Below are 19,304 nucleotides of genomic sequence, written 5' to 3'. Positions count from 1 at the left end.
ATTGCGCGCCCCCCCGGTACTGTCGATACGATGCGCTCGATGGCGTGCGGGTCCAGAGCGACCAGCGGCAGCATCGCCGGGGTAATGTGTTCACAGTCCAAGGGAATCAAGTTCGCCGGGACACTGACCTCACTGCCACTACCGACGGCGGCGGCCAGCGCGGCCAGGGTCGGTTGACTGAACAGCACGCGCACGTCGGCGCTCAAGCCGACCTGGCGCATCCGCTCGATCAGGCTGACGGCCATGAGCGAATGCCCGCCCAGCTCAAAGAAATTGTCGTAACGACCCACCTGCTCGACCTTGAGCAGCTCGGACCAGATCCGCGCCAATGCCGTTTCGACTTCGCCTTGCGGGGCTGCGTAGCCGCGTCCCGAATAGGCCTCGCTGTCCGGGACAGGCAAGGCCCGATGGTCGAGTTTACCGTTCGGGGTCAAAGGCAAGGCGTCCAGGCACATGTAGGCCGCCGGCACCATGTGGCTGGGCAGGTGCACCTGCAATTGTTCGCGCAGGCTATCGGCTGTCAGCGCTTGATCCAGGGTGTCGTGCGCCGTGTAATACGCCACCAGGCGCTGGTCATCCGGGGCCTCTCCCACCGCGACGACAACGGCCTCCCGGACTCCGGCGCAAGCGCCGAGCCTGGCTTCTATTTCACCCAGCTCGATACGCAAGCCACGGATCTTCAGTTGGCTGTCGTTGCGCCCCAGGTAGTCGATGTTGCCGTCCGGCAAGTAGCGCCCCAGGTCACCGGTGCGGTACATCCGCGCGTCCTGCACAGGGCTGAACGGGTCCTTCACAAAGCGCTCGGCGGTCAATTGCCCACGGTTCAAATAACCCCGGGCAACCCCGGCGCCACCAATGTACAGCTCACCTGCCACGCCGACCGGAACCGGTTGCAGGTGGGCATCGAGCAGGTAGACCTGGGTGTTGGCCACCGGCTTACCGATATGCAACACCGCCTGCGAGGCATCGATCCGCCCCGAGGTAGCCACCACCGTCGTTTCCGTGGGGCCGTAGTTGTTGATCAGTTCGAAGGGCAGATCGGCAGGTAGCTTGCGCAGGCGGTCGCCACCAATCAGCAAGGTGCGCAGTTGATCGTGTCCCAGGTTGCGGCCAAACGCGTATTCGGCAATGGGCGTGGGCAGGAAACACACATCCAGCGCCTGGGCCTGCCACCAGTCGAGTAGCGCGCCGACGTCCTCGCTGCCCGCATGGGCCGGTGGCAACAGCAACGTCGCCCCCGCACACAACGAAGGCCAGATCTCCCAGGCCGCCGCATCGAAACCGAAACCGGCGACACTGGAGGTGCGGCTACCGCGTTTCACATTAAAGGCCTGGCAATGCCAGCCCACCAGGTTGCTGAGGTTGCGATGCTCGACCATCACGCCCTTGGGCAGACCGGTCGAGCCGGACGTGTAGATCACGTATGCCAGGTGACGGGCTTCGAGCCCTGGCACCGCGGGGTTGGAGACGGACTCGTCCTGCCAACCGGCGTTATCGAGATTGATGACCGGCACCGCGCCAGCGGCCAGCAAACCCTGGGTGACGGCCTGCACCAACACCGCAACCGGTGCGCTGTCCTGCAACAGGTAGGCAATACGTTCCGCCGGGTAGGCCGGGTCCACAGGGACATAGCCGGCCCCGGCCTTCAGCACGCCCAACAGGCCGACAACCATTTCCAGGCTGCGTTCGACACAGATCGCCACTCGATCATCGGGGCAGACGCCCAAGGCCAACAGGCGATGCGCGACCTGGTTCGCCCGGGCGTTGAGCTCACAGTAAGTCAGTGTCTGGCCTGCATGCACCACTGCCACCGCTTGCGGGTGTGCCGCGGCCTGGGCCTCGAACTGCCGATGGATCAGCGGGTCATGGGCATAGATCGCCGCTGTCGCGTTCCAGGTTTCAAGGAGTTGCTTACGTTCGGCCAGCGGCAATATTGCCAGGCTGCACATCGGCGTCTGTGGCGCATGCTCCAACGCCTCGACCAGACTTTCCAGCGCCACTTGCATATAGCCGCAGATACGTTGGGCACCCACCCGAGACTCGACCAGCACCGTCAGGCTGAAGTCTTTACCCAGGTCATCGACACTCATCGTCAACGGATAATTGGTGCGTTCTTCGCTCCCCAGTATCTCGATACCCTGCCAGGCTGACGAGGTTTGCAGCGCAATAGGCTCGGCGACCGAATGACGGTAGTTGAGCAATGCACTGAACAGTGGCGTCGGTGCAACCACGCCACTGCAACGTTGGGCCAGCGCCAGGGAGGCATGTTCATGGCCCAACAAGCCGCTCAACCGCGTATGGGTCGCCAGTACAGCGTCGCGGACGCTTTGCGCACCGACCTGCACGCCAATCGGCAAGGTGTTGATGAACATTCCCAAGGCACGGTCGGCGCCTTCGCCGCCCTGCATCCGCCCCATCAGCACGGTGCCGAACACCACGTCTTCGCGCCCCGAAACCCGGCCCAGCACCTGGGCCCAGGCCAGGTGATGCAAGGCTGCCGCACTCACCCCCAGGCGACGGGCCTGGGTCCGCAGGCGTCGACTCAAGTCGGTCGCGATAGCCTGTCGGGCTTCTTCGATACCGCTGCCATCGCCACGAACATCCTGCAGGCCGAACGGCAGCGTCGGTTCGTCGATGTCGCCGAGCATCGCGCGGAAAAACGCTTCGTGCTCTTCACGACTCACACCCAGGCATACCTGGGCCACATAGTTACGGTAAGGCACCGCATCGCCCAACTGACCGGCTTGGCCCGAGAGGTGCGCCTGCATCTCGTGACGCACCACTTCCAGCGCCGTGTGGTCGAGCGCCATGTGATGGAACAGCAAGGTCGCCAGCCAACGCTGGTTGACGGCGTCCTCTGCGAATCGGACGCACATCAACGGCGCCTGGCGGATATCCAGACGGTGGTGACTGACGTCGAAGCTCGCCTTCAACTGGGCGAGAATATCACCCTCCTCATCGTGCGGGATGACGTGCTCAACACCCAGCACCGCCTTGCGCCAGACCACTTGCACCGGCTCGTCCAGCCCTTCCCAGGCCATGGATGACCTCAAGATGTCGTGGCGGTCAACGACGCTTTGCAGGGCCTGGATGAAAGCGTCGAGGCGTTCGCGGTTGTCGAAGGCGAACTGCGTTTGCAGCACGTAAGGGTCGCCTTGTTCGGATGCGAGGTGATGGTAAAGGATGCCTTCCTGCAAGGGGGCCAACGGATAGATGTCCTGCACGTTGCGCGCACCACCCGGTACGGTGGACACGATGCGGTCGATGGCATCCTGGTCGAGGCTGGTCAGCGTCAGCATGTCAGGCGTGATCCGCTCGCAGTCGAGCGCGATCCGGTTGACTGGCACCACGATTTCGTTGCTGCCTCCCACTGCCGCCGCCAACGCCGCGAGGGTTGGCTGGCCGAACAATATGCGCACGTCGGCGCTCAAGCCGGCCTGGCGCATGCGCTCGATCAGCGTGACCGCCAGTAGGGAATGCCCCCCCAGTTCGAAGAAGTGATCATGGCGACCGACCTGTTGCAGGCCCAGCAAGTCTTGCCAGATCTGCGCCAGGGTGGTTTCGGTTTCGCCTTGCGGGGCTTCGTAGCCGCGGCTGATGACGGCATCCAGATCCGGCGCCGGCAGCGCCTTGCGGTCGAGCTTGCCGTTCGGCGTCAGTGGTAACGCATCCAGGCGCACGTAAGCCACCGGCACCATGTAGCTCGGCAACAATGCCTGCAGATAGGCGCGCAAGGCTTCGATGTCTACCGACTCGTCTGGCGAATGCTGGGTGAAATAAGCCACCAGGCGTTTGTCGCCCGGTACGTCCTCACGGGCCAGGACTACGGTTTCGTTCAAGGCAGCGTGTTGCGCGAGCTTGGCTTCGATCTCGCCCAACTCGATGCGGAAACCGCGGATCTTCACCTGGTCGTCGTTACGGCCCAGGTATTCGATGTTGCCGTCCGGCAGGTAGCGGCCCAAGTCGCCGGTTTTGTACATACGGGCGTTTGGAACGGCGCTGAACGGATCCTTGAGGAAACGTTCAGCCGTCAGGTCTTCACGGTTGAGATAACCGCGAGCGACCCCGGCACCACCGATGTAGATTTCACCCGGCACGCCCAGCGGCACCGGTTGCCCGTGTTCATCCAACAGATAGAACTGGGTGTTCGCCACCGGTTTGCCGATATGCGCGGCAAACCCGTCTTCGCGGGCCATCGACACCCAGCTTGAGTAGGTCGTGGTTTCCGAAGGGCCGTAGAGGTTGCACAGGCGTTTGACCTGGGTCTGTTCGAACAAGGTTTCAACCAGACTGCGCTTGAGCGCTTCACCGGCCACGTTCACCGTATCGACGCCCTCGCCCAGCCCACCGGACTCCAGCAAGGCCTTGAGCGCCGAGGGCACGGTGTTGATCAGGGTGATGTCGTGCTCGCCCTGCTGCAGTTCCAGCACATTAGTGACCACTTCGATGCTGCCGCCCGAGGTCAGCGGCGCAAAGCACTCGTAGACCGCCAGGTCGAAGTTCAACGACGTCGAGAACAGGGTCTTCGCCAAGGTCTGCGAATCGAAAGAACGATGGGCCCAGGTCAGGAAGTTCACCGTATTGCGGTGTTCGATCATCACGCCCTTGGGCAGACCAGTCGAACCTGAGGTGTAGATGACATAGGCCAGGTGTGAGGACGTCAGCTCGGCCACCTCCGGATTCTGGACGGACTCGTCCTGCCACAAACCACTGTCGAGATCGATCACTGGCATCGAGGCTGCTGCCAGCAATTCAAGGGTCGCCGTCTGCGCCAACACCACCGCCGGCGCACTGTCGTCCAGCATGTAGGCAATCCGGTCCAGCGGATACGCCGGGTCCAGCGGCACATAACCGCCGCCGGCCTTGAGAATCGCCAACAACCCCACGACCATGTCGATACCACGCTCGACGCAAATCGCCACCCGCGAATCGGGCTCTACGCCCTGTTTGCGCAGGTAATGGGCCAGGCGGTTGGCCCGCTCGTTCAACTCGTGATACGTCAGGCGTTGCTCGCCACGGATCACCGCCACGGCATCCGGCGTACGCTGGACCTGTTCTTCGAACAGGCCATGAATCGTCTGCTGCTGCGGATAGTCGATCTCGGTGGCGTTGAATGTCACCAGCAACCGATCACGCTCCTGCGCTGGCAAGATCGTCAAATCAGACAATGACGTTCCAGCCGCACACTCCAACGCCACGACCAGGCTCGTCAATGCCGCTTCCATGTAGGCGCCGATCCGCCGTGCGCCGATTTCGGCCACTGCCTGAACGGTCAGGCTGAAGCCTTCGCCGAGATCATCCACGGACAGCACCAGTGGATAGTTGGTGCGTTCTTCGCCGCCCACTTCCTCGATCCCTTCCCAGGTCGACGACGCTTGTAACGCATTAGGCTCGGCGACCGAATGACGGTAGTTGAGCAATGCACTGAACAATGGCGTCGGTGCAACCACGCCACTGCAACGTTGGGCCAACGCCAGGGAAGCATGCTCATGGCCCAACAGCCCGCTCAGCCGCGCATGGGTCGTCAGCACGCCGTCGCGCACGCTTTGTGCACCGACTTGCACACTGATCGGCAAGGTATTGATGAACATTCCCAAGGCCCGGTCGGCCCCTTCGCCGCCCTGCATCCGCCCCATCAACACGGTGCCGAACACCACGTCCTCGCGACCCGAAACCCGGCCCAGCACCTGGGCCCAGGCCAGGTGATACAGGCTCGCGGCACTCACGCCCAATTGGCGCGCCTGCAGGCGCAGACGGCGGCTCAGCTCCGTCGAGATGGCCTGCTGGGCTTCTTCGATACTGCTGCCATCGCCACGGACATCCTGCAAGCCGAACGGCAGCGTCGGCTCGTCGATGTCGCCGAGCATCGCGCGGAAAAACGTTTCGTGCTCTTCACGACTCACACCCAGGCACACCTGGGCCACATAGTTGCGATAAGGCACCGCGTCGCCCAACTGACCAGCGTGGCCCTGCAAGTGCATCTGTATCTCGTGGCGCATCACTTCCAGCGCCGTGTGGTCGAGCGCCATGTGATGGACCAGCAAGGTCGCCAACCAACGCTGGTTGACGGCGTCCTGAGCGAACCGAACGCGCATCAACGGCGCCTGACGGATATCCAGGCGGTGGTGACTGACGTCGAAGCTCGCCTTCAACTGAGCGAGAATGTCACCCTCCTCATCGTGCGGGATGACGTGTTCAACACCCAGTACCGCCTTGCGCCAGACCACTTGCACCGGCTCGTCCAGCCCTTCCCAGGCCATGGATGACCTCAAGATGTCGTGGCGGTCGATCACACCCTGCAAGGCCTGGGTGAAATCGTCCAGGCGTTCGCGGCTATCGAAGGTGAACTGCGCTTGCAGCACATAAGGATCGCCTTGTTCGGCGGCCAGGTGATGGTAAAGAATGCCTTCCTGCAGCGGCGCCAGCGGATAGATGTCCTGCACGTTGCGCGCACCGCCTGGCACCGTCGATACGATACGGTCGATGGCCTCCTGACTCAACTTCGCCAGCGGCAGCATGGCTGGGGTGATGTGTTCGCAACCCAAAGGAATCAGGTTTGCCGGGACAGTCACCTCGTTGCCAGTGCCCACTGCGGCAGCCAGCGCGGCCAAGGTCGGTTGATTGAATAGTATGCGCACATCGGCGCTCAAGCCGGCCTGGCGCATCCGCTCGATCAGGCTGACGGCCAGCAGGGAATGCCCGCCCAGTTCGAAGAAATGGTCGTGCCGGCCGACGCGTTCGACCTTGAGCACGTCTTGCCAGATCTGCGCCAGGGTGGTTTCGGTTTCGCCTTGCGGGGCTTCGTAGCCACGGGTGATCAGCGCATCGAGATCCGGTGCCGGCAGGGCCTTGCGGTCGAGCTTGCCGTTCGGCGTCAGTGGCAACGCATCCAGGCGCACGTAGGCCACCGGCACCATGTAGGCCGGCAGTTGCGCTTGCAGGTGCGTGCGCAGGGCTTCGATCTCTACTGTTTCGTCCGGCGAGTGTTGGGTGAAATACGCCACCAGGCGCTTGTCGCCCGGCACATCTTCCCGGGCCACGACCACGGTTTCCTTGATGTTCGGAGCCTGGGCGAGCTTGGCTTCGATCTCCCCCAGTTCAATGCGGAAACCACGGATCTTCACCTGGTCATCGTTACGGCCCAGATATTCGATGTTGCCATCCGGCAGATACCGGCCCAGGTCGCCCGTGCGATACATGCGGGCGTTTGGAGCATTGCTGAATGGATCTTTCAGGAAGCGTTCGGCCGTCAGGTCGTCGCGGTTCAGATAACCACGAGCGACCCCGGCACCACCGATGTAGATTTCGCCCGGCACGCCCAGCGGCACGGGTTGTTTGTGCTCGTCCAGCAGATAGAACTGGGTGTTCGCCACCGGTTTGCCGATGTGCGCGGCAAACCCGTCTTCGCGAGCCATCGACACCCAACTTGAATAGGTCGTGGTTTCCGAAGGGCCGTAGAGGTTGCACAGGCGCTTGACCTGGGTCTGTTCGAACAAGGTTTCAACCAGGCTGCGCTTGAGCGCTTCACCGGCGACGTTGACCGTGTCGACGCCCTCGCCCAGCCCACCCGATTCCAGCAAGGCCTTGAGCGCCGACGGCACGGTGTTGATCAGCGTGATGTCGTGCTCGCCCTGCTGCAGTTCCAGCACATTAGTGACCACTTCGATGCTGCCGCCCGAGGTCAGCGGCGCGAAGCACTCGTAGACCGCCAGGTCGAAGTTCAGCGACGTCGAGAACAGGGTTTTTGACAGGGTTTGAGCGTCAAATGAGCGATGGGCCCAGGTCAGGAAGTTCACCGTGTTGCGGTGTTCGATCATCACACCTTTAGGCAGACCGGTCGAACCCGAGGTGTAGATGACATAGGCCAGGTGCGAGGACGTCAGCTCAGTGACCTCGGGATTCTGGACGGATTCGTCCTGCCAATCGCCGCTGTCGAGATTGATCACTGGCATCGATGCTTCCGCCAGCAACTCAAGGGTCGCTGTCTGCGCCAACACCGCAGCCGGCGCGCTGTCGTCCAGCATGTAGGCAATCCGGTCCAGCGGGTACGCCGGGTCCAGCGGTACATAACCGCCGCCTGCCTTGAGGATCGCCAGCAGCCCCACGACCATGTCGATGCCGCGTTCAACGCAGATCGCCACTCGCGAATCGGGCTCCACACCCTGCTTGCGCAGGTAATGGGCCAGGCGGTTGGCCCGCTCGTTCAACTCGTGATAAGTCAGGCGCTGCTCACCCCGGATCACCGCCACCGCATCCGGCGTACGCTGGGCCTGTTCTTCGAACAAACCATGAACCGTCTGCTGCTGCGGATAATCCGCCTCGGTGGCGTTGAATGCCACCAGCAGTTGCTCGCGTTCCAATGCCGGCAAAATCGTCAAATCCGCCAGGGGCGATTCAACCGCACGCTCCAACGCCGCCGCCAGACTCGTCAATGCCGCTTCCATATAGGCGCCGATACGCCGCGCGCCGATTTCGACCACCGCTTGAACGGTCAGGCTGAAGCCGTCACCGAGATCGTCCACGGACAGCGTCAGCGGATAGTTGGTGCGTTCTTCGCCACTCAGAATTTGCGCCCCGGCCCAGCGACGCCCTTCACCGACCGCCTTGGGTGCCTGCGCCGCCACGGCAGTCTGCCGGTAATTCATCAGCGCGCTGAACAAGGGGGTCGGCGCCGCGACACCGCTGCAACGCTGCGCCAGGGACAATGGCGCGTGTTCATGCCTCAGCAGGGTCGCCAACCGTGCGTGGGTCGCTTTCAGCGCGGCCAATACCCCCTGCCCCCCCGCTTCGACGCGCAAGGGCAGTGTGTTGACGAACATGCCCAGGGCATGGCCGGCTTCCTGCCCACTGTGCAGGCGGCCCATCAGCACCGTGCCGAACACCACATCCTGGCGACCGGACAAACGCCCCACCACCTGACCCCAAGCCAGGTGATGCAGGCTGGCCGTACTCACTCCCAGGCGCCGCGCCTGGGTACGCAACCGCTGGGCCAGATCGGCGGCCAGCGGCAACACCGTCTCTTCGACACCGACGCCGTCGCCCTGCACATCCCGCAGACCGAACGGTAATGTCGGCTCGTCTATGTCCCCCAGCATCTCGCTGAAGAACGCCTCATGGTGTTCCTGATTGCCTGCCAGCCGCACCTGCGCCACATAGTTGCGGTAAGGCACCGATACCGGAAGTTCGGCCGAACGGCCCTCCAGATGCGCCTCGATCTCCTTGCCCAGCATCCCCAGGGAGGTGGCGTCGTCAATCAGGTGATGGAACAACAACACCGCGACCCAGTTGCCGTGGGCGACATCTTCGGTGAAATGAAGGCGCATCATCGGCGCCTGGCGCAGATCGAAGCGGGTGTGACGTGGATCGAAACGGCGCTGCATCTGGCCAGCGATATCACCTTCAGCCACGCCCAGCCCGAGCTCTTCGACCATCAGTTGTGCCTGGCGCCAGACCACTTGGACCGGCTCGCCCAAGCCCTCCCACGCCACCGAGGTACGCAGAATGTCATGGCGCTCGATCGCCACTTGCAAAGCCTGCACAATAGCATCGAGCTGTTCGCGACTGTCGATGCGCAACAGAATCTGCAACAGGTACGGATCGCCTTCCTCGGTCGCCAGGTGGTGATACAGGATGCCTTCCTGCAACGGCACGAGCCCGTAGATATCCTGGACATTGTCCACCCCGCCCGGCACTGCCGCGACCACTCGATCGATCTCGTCCTGGGTCAGCGTTGCCAGTGGCAGCATGTCCGGTGTGATGCATTCGACCCCGTGGGCAATCATGTTGTCCGGCACCACGATGCCCTTGCTGACACCCGTGGCGGCGGCCAGCGATGCCAACGTCGGCTGGCCAAAGAGAACCCCCACATCGGCGTGCAGCTTGACCTGGCGCATGCGTTCGATCAGCTTGACCGCCAGCAAGGAGTGGCCGCCCAGTTCGAAGAACCGATCGTGTCGACCCACCTGTTCCACACCAAGCAGTTCGGCCCAAAGCCTGGCCAGGACAGTTTCCACTTCGCCTTCCGGGGCTTCGTAGCTGCGCCGGGCATAGGCCTGTGAATCGGGCGCCGGCAGGGCTTTGCGGTCCAGCTTGCCGTTGGTCGTCAATGGGAGCGCATCCAGCAACACGAATGCACTCGGCACCATGTAGTCCGCCAACAAGCCCAGCAATTGGTCTCGCAGGTCAGCCACCGAGAGTTGCCGACCTGCGTCGGCCACCACATAAGCCACCAGGCGCTTGTCCCCCGGGTTGTCTTCCCGGGCGATCACCACCGCTTCGCGCACCTGCGCGCATACCGCCAGCTTCGCTTCGATCTCGCCCAGTTCAATGCGGAAACCACGGATCTTTACCTGTTCATCGTTGCGCCCCAGGTATTCCAGTTCACCATTTTTCAGCCAGCGGCCAAGGTCTCCGGTACGGTACATTCGCGCATGAGCCCCACCGTCGAACGGGTCGGCCAGGAATCGCGTTTCGTCAAGCTGGGGCCGGTTCAAGTAACCCCGCGCCACGCCAGCGCCCCCCACATACAACTCGCCCTCCACGCCTACTGGCACCGGTTGGCCGTACTTGTCGAGCAGGTACAGGCGCAGATCGGGAATCCGCTTACCGATCGGGCTGACGCCGGTCAACTGCGCATCCGCGGCACACAACGCACGATAAGTCACATGCACTGTCGTTTCGGTGATGCCGTACATGTTCACCAGTTGTGTCCCGGCATTGGTCGCACGGGCATACCACGGCTTGAGCATGCTGGTTTCCAGCGCTTCACCGCCAAAGATCACCTGGCGCAGGCTGTGGCACAGGTCGCTGTCACCCTGGGCCGCGATCAACTGCCGGAAAGCACTTGGCGTCTGGTTCAGCACCGTGACCCCGGCCTCGCACAACAGCGCATAGCAGTCTTGCGGAGAACGGCTGACCAGTTGCGGCACCACCAGCAAGCGGCCGCCGTGGGTCAACGCGCCCCAGATTTCCCAGACCGAGAAATCGAAGGCGAAGGAATGGAACAGCGCCCACACATCTTGCGGGCCAAATTCGAACCAAGGCTGGGTCGCCGAAAACAGCCGTGCGACGTTGCGGTGCTCGACCATCACCCCCTTGGGCAATCCGGTCGAACCCGAGGTATAGATCACGTAGGCCAAGTGGTGTGAGGCCAGGGTGCGCACATCAGGGTTGTAGCGTGACTGGGCGGTGATACCCGCCGCTTCGGCCTGGTCAAGCAACAACACCGGGACTTGCAACGCCGGCAGTTGAACCTGCAGCGTCGATTGAGTGAGCAAAGCAACCGGCGCACTGTCGTCGAGCATGAATGCCAGGCGTTCCTGGGGATAGGCCGGATCCAGCGGCACATAGCCGGCACCGGACTTCAGAATGCCCAGCAGGCCGATGATCATGTCCAGACCGCGCTCAACACAGATCGCCACGCGGTCGTCCGGGTGGACTCCGAGAATCAACAACCGGTGCGCCACCTGATTCGCCCGGGCGTTGAGTTCGCCATAAGTCAGGCAACGGTCTTCATGCAGCACCGCTACCGCGTCAGGTCGCGCCCGCACCTGCGCTTCGAACAGCCCATGGATCGTGTGGTCATGCTCATACGTGCGCGCATCGCTCGCGTTCCAGGCCTGGAGCATGTCCGCTTCGGCCGCAGTCGGCAGAACGAAGCCTTCGATCGGCAATGTATCGTCACGCAAGCCCTGCTCCAGCACATGCATGAATCGGTCGGCCATCGACTCGATTTCATCGGCCTGGAAATAGCTTTCGTTGTAGATCCAGTGCAGCCAGGCATTGTCGTCGTGCGGGTTGCTTCGGATATGGATGGACAGCGGCATCTGTTCCTGGCCGTTCGAGCCCATCACAAAATGAGCCGGCGCCTGTCCGAACATGAACCGACGATCTTCCTGCTCATAGGAAAACGAAACGTCGAACAGTTGCGCGCGGTTATCGCGCCGCAACTCTAGCGAACGGTTCATCTCGCTCAGGGGGAACCGCTGGTTGCGATAGTCCTGTTTGAGTGTGCGGGTCACGCCACGTATCAACTCACCAAATGACAAGTCGCTGGCGAACTTGAAGCGCACGGCACTGACCTGCGTGAACAACCCCGCCGTTTTCTTGAAGGTTGCATTGGGGCGGTTGAGGATCGGCAGGCCGATCACCAACTCATCACGCTGGGTGGTCCGTATGAAAAAGACATACAGTGCAGCCAGCAGCACCGAAAAACGTGACGCCTGATGCGCTTGCGCCAGGACATCGATTCGATCGCTCAAGGTGTGGGCGAAGCGATACAAGGCTTGAGCACTGGGAGCCAGGACCCCGGGTGGTTGGTCGTGGTGACGCGCGATGAACAGTGGATCCGGAACGTCCTGGTATTTGTCCAGCCAGTACGCCTCATCGAGCTTGAAACGAGGGGAATCACGATAGCGGGCATCCTCGTCGATGAATCCGACATAGGACGGTGCCGACAAGTCAGGCGGCTGGTCGTTCTCCAGGGCGTCATAGAGTTCGCCCAGCGAAGTCAGCACCAAACCGACGCCCCACCCGTCCAGGATGATGTGGTGAAGGTGCATCACAAAATAAAACGATGCGTCACCGAGTTTAGCCAGATAGAACCGGAACAACGGGCTTTCATCCAACCTGATGGCGACCGCCATCCGTTGTTGCATCCAGGCATGGACCGCTGCCTCTGGGTCGGGCCGATCGGAAAAATCCAGCACGGGAACCCGCGCCTCCAATGTCTCGGCCATTGTCTGCATGGGCACGCCGTCGGCGCCGTAGTGCAATACCGTACGCAGGGCATCGTATTTTTCAATCAACAGGTCGACCGCCCGCTGAAAACGCTCAGGGTCGACGGCGCCCTGGATATGGAGATAGCCACCAATGTTGTACAGGGGGGAATCGCCCTTGGTCATCTGGTCCAGCCAGATGTCCCGCTGTGCTGTCGTCAGAGGGTAGCTTGTCGAGAGCTGGAGAAACTGATTCATACCTGCCCCTCCGACACACGCACGCACACCCACAACGCACTGCCCGAAGCCCTGGGGGCCCGGCGTTTTTCATGACACCGGTCAGCCGACAGGCCTGTTGCAACAACGCCATCCACAGCACGCGCAAAGATAAATTCCATACGTTCCTTCTCAGAGATTTGTCAGTGCTGCCCGGGTTGAATGCAACAGGCACGCCTGGAGTTGATGCAAATCCGCGCGGCTAGCCAGCGCGGCATGGGGTCGGTCGAACGATCGGAGCGTTCTTGCATGGCATCGCCACCCGGCGGCGGGTACACGTCTGCCGGGGGATGCCAAGCGTTTATCACGGGTGTTCAGCAGCCCTGTCGCGACATCGCAAGCCGGACGATGGAGCCTGAATGGGCATCAGGCTCGCTTGTCGCGCAGGGCGCAGTTGATGTCGGAAACGATCTGGCCATCCGACAACTTGATGATGCGATCGGCCAGTTGGAAATACTGGTCGTCATGGGTAATGATCAGCACCGTCTTGCCACGACGCTTGAGGTCGGGCAGCAGCTCCTCGTAGAAGAACTTCTTGAATGGCGGATCCTGGTCCGCGGCCCATTCGTCCAGCACGTAGACCGACCGATCTTCCATGTAGGCGCACACCAGTGCCAGGCGTTTTTGCTGGCCATAGGACAACGCCTTCAGGGTTGAATACCCCTGCCCTTCGATCTTGATCTTGTCGGCCAGCCCCAGGGTTTCCAAGTACTTGCTCGCCAGTGTCGGGCTGCCGTCCTCTTCGTCGGGGCCAATGAGGCGATTGAACAGATGGAAATCGGAAAATACCGCGGAGAACAGATCGCGATAGTCGTTGCGATTTTCATCCGTGACAGGCTTGCCATCGAGCTGGACCTCACCCTCCTGGGGGATGTAGAGCCCGCAGAGGAGCTTGGCCAAGGTGCTTTTACCGCAACCGTTGCCACCGACGATGTAGATCAACTCGCCGGCCTGCACCGTCAGGTCGATGGGCCCCAGGGAGAAGCCGGTCTCGGCGTGCAGCTCCTGGTAATGCATGCGCACGGCTTTCAATTCGATGCGATTCCAGGACTTCTTGTGCTCCAGCAGATGAACCTTGGGCACGTCGGTCTCGATAGGCTCCGGGTGCGGATCGTTGATCGAGAAACCGAATTCCGAAAGACGCGTACACGCCACCCGTCCCGCCGCCAGCAAGGGCATCGCCCCGACCAGCAACGACAGCGGGCCCATGATGTACAACACCGCCAGGACGCTGGCGGTCATGATTTTCGGCTCGATGGCACCGACCAGGGGCGCGGCGAACAGCAGGCAACCGATCAGCAGCGACAGCGTGAATTGCCCAACGTTGTCGGCAGCGGTGTACCACAGGCGCTCGACGAAGTTGTAGCGCGCCACACGGGTCGAAGACGCCTCGATGGCCGAGCGACCGAACCAACGACGCCGCACGCCATTGAGCTTGAGTTCCTTGAGGCCGAACACCAGGGCGTGGGTGTATTCATTGAACGCGGTGTATTCGTCCCGCACACGAGAGGTGTTCCGCACGCCACAGGAAAAGAAGAACAGATACATCCCCACCCCCAGGATCATCAGTGACACCGTCAAGGCCAGCACGACCCACGACAGGTAGGCCAGGTAGCCGATGCCGAACAGAAAGACCGTCGTCTCCACCAGGATGGTAGGCATGATGATCAATGTCGTATTCAATTGCGGGATGTCGTTAGTCAACATCGTCAGCACATTGGGCGGGCCGCGCCGGTCCACTTCTTCCAGTGGCGTGGCGAGAATCTTGCGACAAAGCGCAATGCGCAAGCGCGTCATGATCCGCATGCTGGCGTAGGCCGGGAACAACGCCGCACCGTTGCGCAGGATCAGCGCCGTGGCACTGAGCCCGATGAACCAGTACAGCGCCTGCAGGCGCGAGCCGTCATTGTAGAGAGCGTCGTTGATCACGCTCACCACCGCGATGGACGCCACCCCGCTGATGACACCGCAGATCAACGTAAAGAGCGTCAGCCAGGGATGGTTACGCCACAACAGGCGCATGACCGAGCCCGCTTTGGGCTTCTTCGCTTTCTTCTCTTTTTTCATGGGTTGCTATCCTTCAATGGAGTCGCGAAAGGGCTCACGCCGGTCGCCATACATCGCCCCGGGCGGTCATTTCGCCCATCGCCACAACGATAAGGCGTGGTTCCTCGTAAGGATCGCGAGCGTGGGCGGCCAACATGTTGTCGAGCATCACCACATCGCCCTTGCGCCAGGCGAACCTGACCGCACAGGCCTCATAGGCCTCGCCGAGCAACGCCATGACGTCGTCTTCAATCGGCGTTCCATCGCCGTAACTGACCATGCGCGGCAGACGATCGGCGCCGAACATATCGAGCAGGTCTTCGCGCATTTCCTCGCCGAGACAGAACGGATGGTGCAGCTGCACCTGGTTGAAAAAAGCCCGCTCCCCGGTCACCGGATGTTGGATAACCGCTGGACAGAGGGTGCGCACCTGCAGGGTTTCGTCGTCGAGCCATTCGAAATCGGTGCCCTGTTCCCGGCATCGCTGTTCGATGGCCGCGCGGTCGCTGGTGCCGAAGAACGATGCCCAGCTCGGCTCGACGCCAGCGGTAAAGGTGCGGCTGTACATCAGGCCTTTTTGTTCGAACCGAGCCACCACCTGCGGCGGCAGGCTTTGCAGCACTTGGCGGATGTCGGCCAGCGGCGTCGCACCGCCAACCCGTGACGGCTGCTCGCAATAGAACCATTGCTTGCGCGGCCAGCTTTCCAGGTGCGAGCTCTCGTTGTGATACAGGATCATCTCGCGCTCGGGATACGGCGTGGAGCGGTAGACGTTGCGTCCGCCCTCCTTCTTCGGCAGGTCGCCGTAGCTGCCGTGCAACCCGGGCGACAAGGCTTCGGCGAACGCCTCGAAGGCCGGCACCGAGCCGAGGTCAAAACCACGAAACAGCACCGCGCCGTGACGACACAGCAACGCCTCGATAGCCTCGCGATGGGTGTTGGCCCACAGCGAAGGATCCAGCCCCGGTTCGATCGGTTCGATCACCACCGGCAAACTCAAACCGTCGGCGAGCAATGACAGCCTGACCGATTCACCGGCCCCGTGACCTGGCCAGACAAGCGAATCCGCCATCCCGTCAGCGGGCATGACGGGCGATGCGTCAGTTTGAAGACTCATGAATAACTCCTGAACCACGGATCATCGGATCCACGTCGCAGGGCCGGACCAATGCGCCCCACCATCGGGCAAGGATAAAAACACTGATCCGCGGTGATGTCTGGCACCGCAAACCGGGACAGAGGGGGTCATGGTGTCTACTTGAGCCGTTTGCGGAGCGGCAAATTCTTGTCCCCATTTCCCGCGACAGACGCCGACACGAAGTCGGTGCTGAAATGCGTCAGCTGCGAATTGCACAGGTACCGCAAACGATGCCGTGGGTCGCAGTGACGTCTCGAGCACATCGGTTTGCGCAACATGCAAACACGCTGTGCCTGGCATTTAACAGGAGCGTTAGTCATGCCGATTAAGAACACTGGCGGATCGGTCAATCCCGCGCCAGCCCCTCTCACGCCCGGTGCATTCCTGCATGAAACATTCGTCGCCCGGGCCCGTGAATTCCCTGAGCGAACCGCGGTTTCCGACGCCTCTCGCTCATTGAGCTACGCACAACTCGACACGGCTTCGTCGCAGCTGGCGGCCAGGCTTCGCCAGGAAGGCGTCCAGGACGGCATGTTGGTGGGGATGTGCCTGCCACGTGGCGTCGACCTGGTCATCAGCCTGCTGGGTATCCTCAAGGCCGGCGGCGCCTACGTCCCGGTCGACCCGCAATACCCCGGTAAACGTGTCGAACACATCGTGCGCGACAGCGGCCTGGGCCTGATGATCGGTGAACTCGCCGACCTGCCGCCGAGCGCGTCCGTACGCGTCCTGTCCCTGGCCGAGCTGCTGGCCGGGCCGGCCCTGCAACCGCTGCCCGCCAACGACCAACGCAACCCCGACGAGGCCACGGCCTATGTCATCTATACCTCCGGTTCCACCGGTGAGCCCAAGGGCGTATTGGTGGCGCACGGTAACGTCAGCCGCCTGTTGGAAAGTACCCAGCGCTCGTTCGCCTTCACCGAAAACGACGTCTGGTCGATGTTCCACTCCATCGGTTTCGACTTTTCGGTGTGGGAAATCTGGGGCGCCCTCGCCCACGGCGGCCACGTCGCCGTGGTGCCCTACGATGTTTCGCGCTCGCCAAGTGGCACGCGTCAATGGCTGGCCGACCAGGGCGTGACTGTCCTGAGCCAGACGCCATCGGCGTTCCGCGGCCTGGATGAGGCGGACCGCTCTGCCAGTGCGCCACTGGCCCTGCGCTACGTGGTGTTCGGCGGCGAGGCACTGCCCGCCACCGTACTGCGGCCGTGGGTTGAGCGCCATGGCGATCAGAAGCCGGCCTTGATCAACATGTACGGCATCACCGAAGCCACCGTCCACACCACCTTCAAACGCGTGCGTGGCCAGGATCTGGAAAGCGCCGCCATGGTGTCCATCGGCGCGCCGCTGGACGGCTGGCGCCTGCACCTGCTCGACGCCGATCAACAACCAGTGTCCCAAGACAACGCCGGTGAGCTGTACATCGAAGGCGCCGGGGTCGCCCTGGGCTACCTGAATCGTCCCGCCCTGAACGCCGAGCGCTTCGTCCAGTTGCCGGGCACCTCGAGCCGTGCCTATCGCACCGGCGACCTGCTGGTGCTGGGAGACGATGGCGAGTACCGCTACGCCGGTCGTTGCGATGAACAGCTGAAGATCCGTGGGTTCCGCATCGAGCCGGGCGAAGTCGAAGCGTGCCTGCAAGCCAGCCCCGCCGTAGCCGCCGCCCACGTGGCCGGTCACGATTACGGCGATGGCGACTGGCGCCTGGTCACCTACGTGGTGCCGACCCATGGCGTGGCGGCCTGGACCGAACAGCTGCGCAGCGAAGTGGCCGCACAGGTGGCCGCGAACCTGCCGGACTACATGCGCCCCTCGGCCTACATCCCACTGGCCGCGTTGCCGGTCACTGACCACGGCAAGATCGACAAGAGCCGCCTGCCCTCGCCCGATTCCGCCACCTCGACCGTGGACCACGCCAGCGAAACGGGCCTCACCGAACAGGAGCAGTTCGTGCTCAAGGTCTGGTCGGACGACATGGGCCTGAAGAACATCGGCCTGAACGATGATTTCTTCGACTTCGGCGGCACCTCCCTGGCCCTGATCCGCTCGTTGAGCACGTTCAAGGCCCATTACCGGGTCAACCTCGACCCAGGTGTGCTGGCAGATGGCGCGACCGCCAAAGTGTTGGCCGGCTGTATCCAGCGCTCCCTTGTTCAAGCCCATTGATCGAAAAGGAAAAGCTCATGAGCAAAAAATTCGCCCTGACCCCGGAAGAACGTGCGTCCTTTGAAAAGAACGGCTTCATCGGACCGTTCGACGCCTATTCGCCAGAAGAAATGAAAGAGACCTGGAAGCGCACCCGCCTGCGCCTGCTCGACCGCAGTGCCGCGGCCTACCAGGACCTGGATGCGATCTCCGGCGGCACCAACATTGCCAACTACGATCGCCACCTGGACGACGAATTCCTCGCCAGCCATATCTGCCGTCCGCAGATCTGCGACCGCGTCGAGAGCATCCTCGGCCCGGACGTGTTGTGCTGGCGCACCGAGTTTTTCCCTAAATACCCGGGCGACGAAGGCACCGACTGGCACCAGGCCGACACCTTCGCCAACGCCTCGGGCAAGCCGCAGATTCTCTGGCCGGAAAACGAAGACTTCGGCGGCACCATCACCGTCTGGACCGCCTTCACCGACGCCAACATCGCCAACGGTTGCCTGCAGTTCATTCCCGGCACCCAGAACAGCATGAACTACGACGAAACCAAGCGCATGGCCTACGATCCCGATGCCAACAACAGCTCGGTGGTCAAGGATGGTGTGCGGCGCGGTTTCTTCGGCTACGACTATCGCCAGCTGCAGATCGACGAAAACTGGAAGCCCGACGAAGCCTCCGCCGTGCCCATGCAGATGAAAGCCGGCCAGTTCATCATTTTCTGGTCGACCCTGATGCACGCCTCTTACCCCCACAGCGGCGAGTCCCAGGACATGCGCATGGGCTTCGCCTCGCGTTATGTACCGTCGTTCGTGAAGATCTACCCGGACTCCGACCACATCGAGGAATACGGTGGACGTATCAGCCTTGAAAAGTACGGCGCGGTGCAGGTCATCGGCGAGACGACCCCTGAATACAATCGCCTTGTCACCCACACGACCCGAGGCAAGAAGTTCGAAGCCGTCTGATCTTTTCAA

The 19,304-nt window shown here is 62.2% G+C and carries 4 protein-coding genes and 1 pseudogene; 2 read left to right on the top strand and 3 right to left on the bottom strand.

Annotation, left to right across the window (positions count from 1 at the left end):
- Positions 1-203: 203 nt before the first annotated feature.
- The 3 genes and pseudogenes from ACZ5M5_RS13775 to ACZ5M5_RS13765 form a co-directional block, all read right to left on the bottom strand.
- Positions 204-12,974 (bottom strand): annotated as a pseudogene (locus ACZ5M5_RS13775) (amino acid adenylation domain-containing protein); the annotation flags it as partial.
- A 384-nt stretch (positions 12,975-13,358) separates the two neighbouring features.
- Positions 13,359-15,059 (bottom strand): cyclic peptide export ABC transporter, encoded by a 1,701-nt coding sequence (locus tag ACZ5M5_RS13770; RefSeq protein WP_464739227.1) that lies wholly within the window; start codon positions 15,057-15,059, stop codon positions 13,359-13,361.
- Between the two features lie 34 nt (positions 15,060-15,093).
- Positions 15,094-16,155: a TauD/TfdA family dioxygenase gene (locus tag ACZ5M5_RS13765; RefSeq protein ID WP_464739226.1), complete on the bottom strand. Its 1,062-nt coding sequence runs from the start codon at positions 16,153-16,155 to the stop codon at positions 15,094-15,096.
- Between the two features lie 339 nt (positions 16,156-16,494).
- On the opposite strand from ACZ5M5_RS13765, the gene syrB1 reads away from it, so the two are divergent.
- A complete protein-coding gene (gene syrB1, locus ACZ5M5_RS13760; protein ID WP_464739225.1) occupies positions 16,495-18,342 on the top strand; it encodes a syringomycin E biosynthesis L-threonine--[L-threonyl-carrier protein] ligase SyrB1 in 1,848 nt (615 codons plus the stop codon).
- 17 nt (positions 18,343-18,359) lie between these two features.
- Positions 18,360-19,295 carry a syringomycin E biosynthesis L-threonyl-[L-threonyl-carrier protein] 4-chlorinase SyrB2 gene (gene syrB2 / locus ACZ5M5_RS13755; protein WP_060742633.1) on the top strand — a complete coding sequence of 312 codons (936 nt, stop codon included), beginning with the start codon at positions 18,360-18,362 and terminating at the stop codon, positions 19,293-19,295.
- The last annotated feature ends 9 nt before the right edge of the window (positions 19,296-19,304 follow it).

This window comes from Pseudomonas sp. Van50 (genome assembly GCF_055390755.1).
The sequence above is the reverse complement of the archived record's forward strand: the minus strand, read 5'-3'. Positions and strand labels throughout refer to the sequence as shown.

Bases quoted from the DNA above. Each gene is read 5' to 3' on its own strand.
- ACZ5M5_RS13770 (WP_464739227.1), bottom strand. From the start codon at position 15,059: ATGAAAAAAGAGAAGAAAGCGAAGAAGCCCAAAGCGGGCTCGGTCATG.
- ACZ5M5_RS13765 (WP_464739226.1), bottom strand. From the start codon at position 16,155: ATGAGTCTTCAAACTGACGCATCGCCCGTCATGCCCGCTGACGGGATG.
- syrB1 (WP_464739225.1), top strand. From the start codon at position 16,495: ATGCCGATTAAGAACACTGGCGGATCGGTCAATCCCGCGCCAGCCCCT.
- syrB2 (WP_060742633.1), top strand. From the start codon at position 18,360: ATGAGCAAAAAATTCGCCCTGACCCCGGAAGAACGTGCGTCCTTTGAA.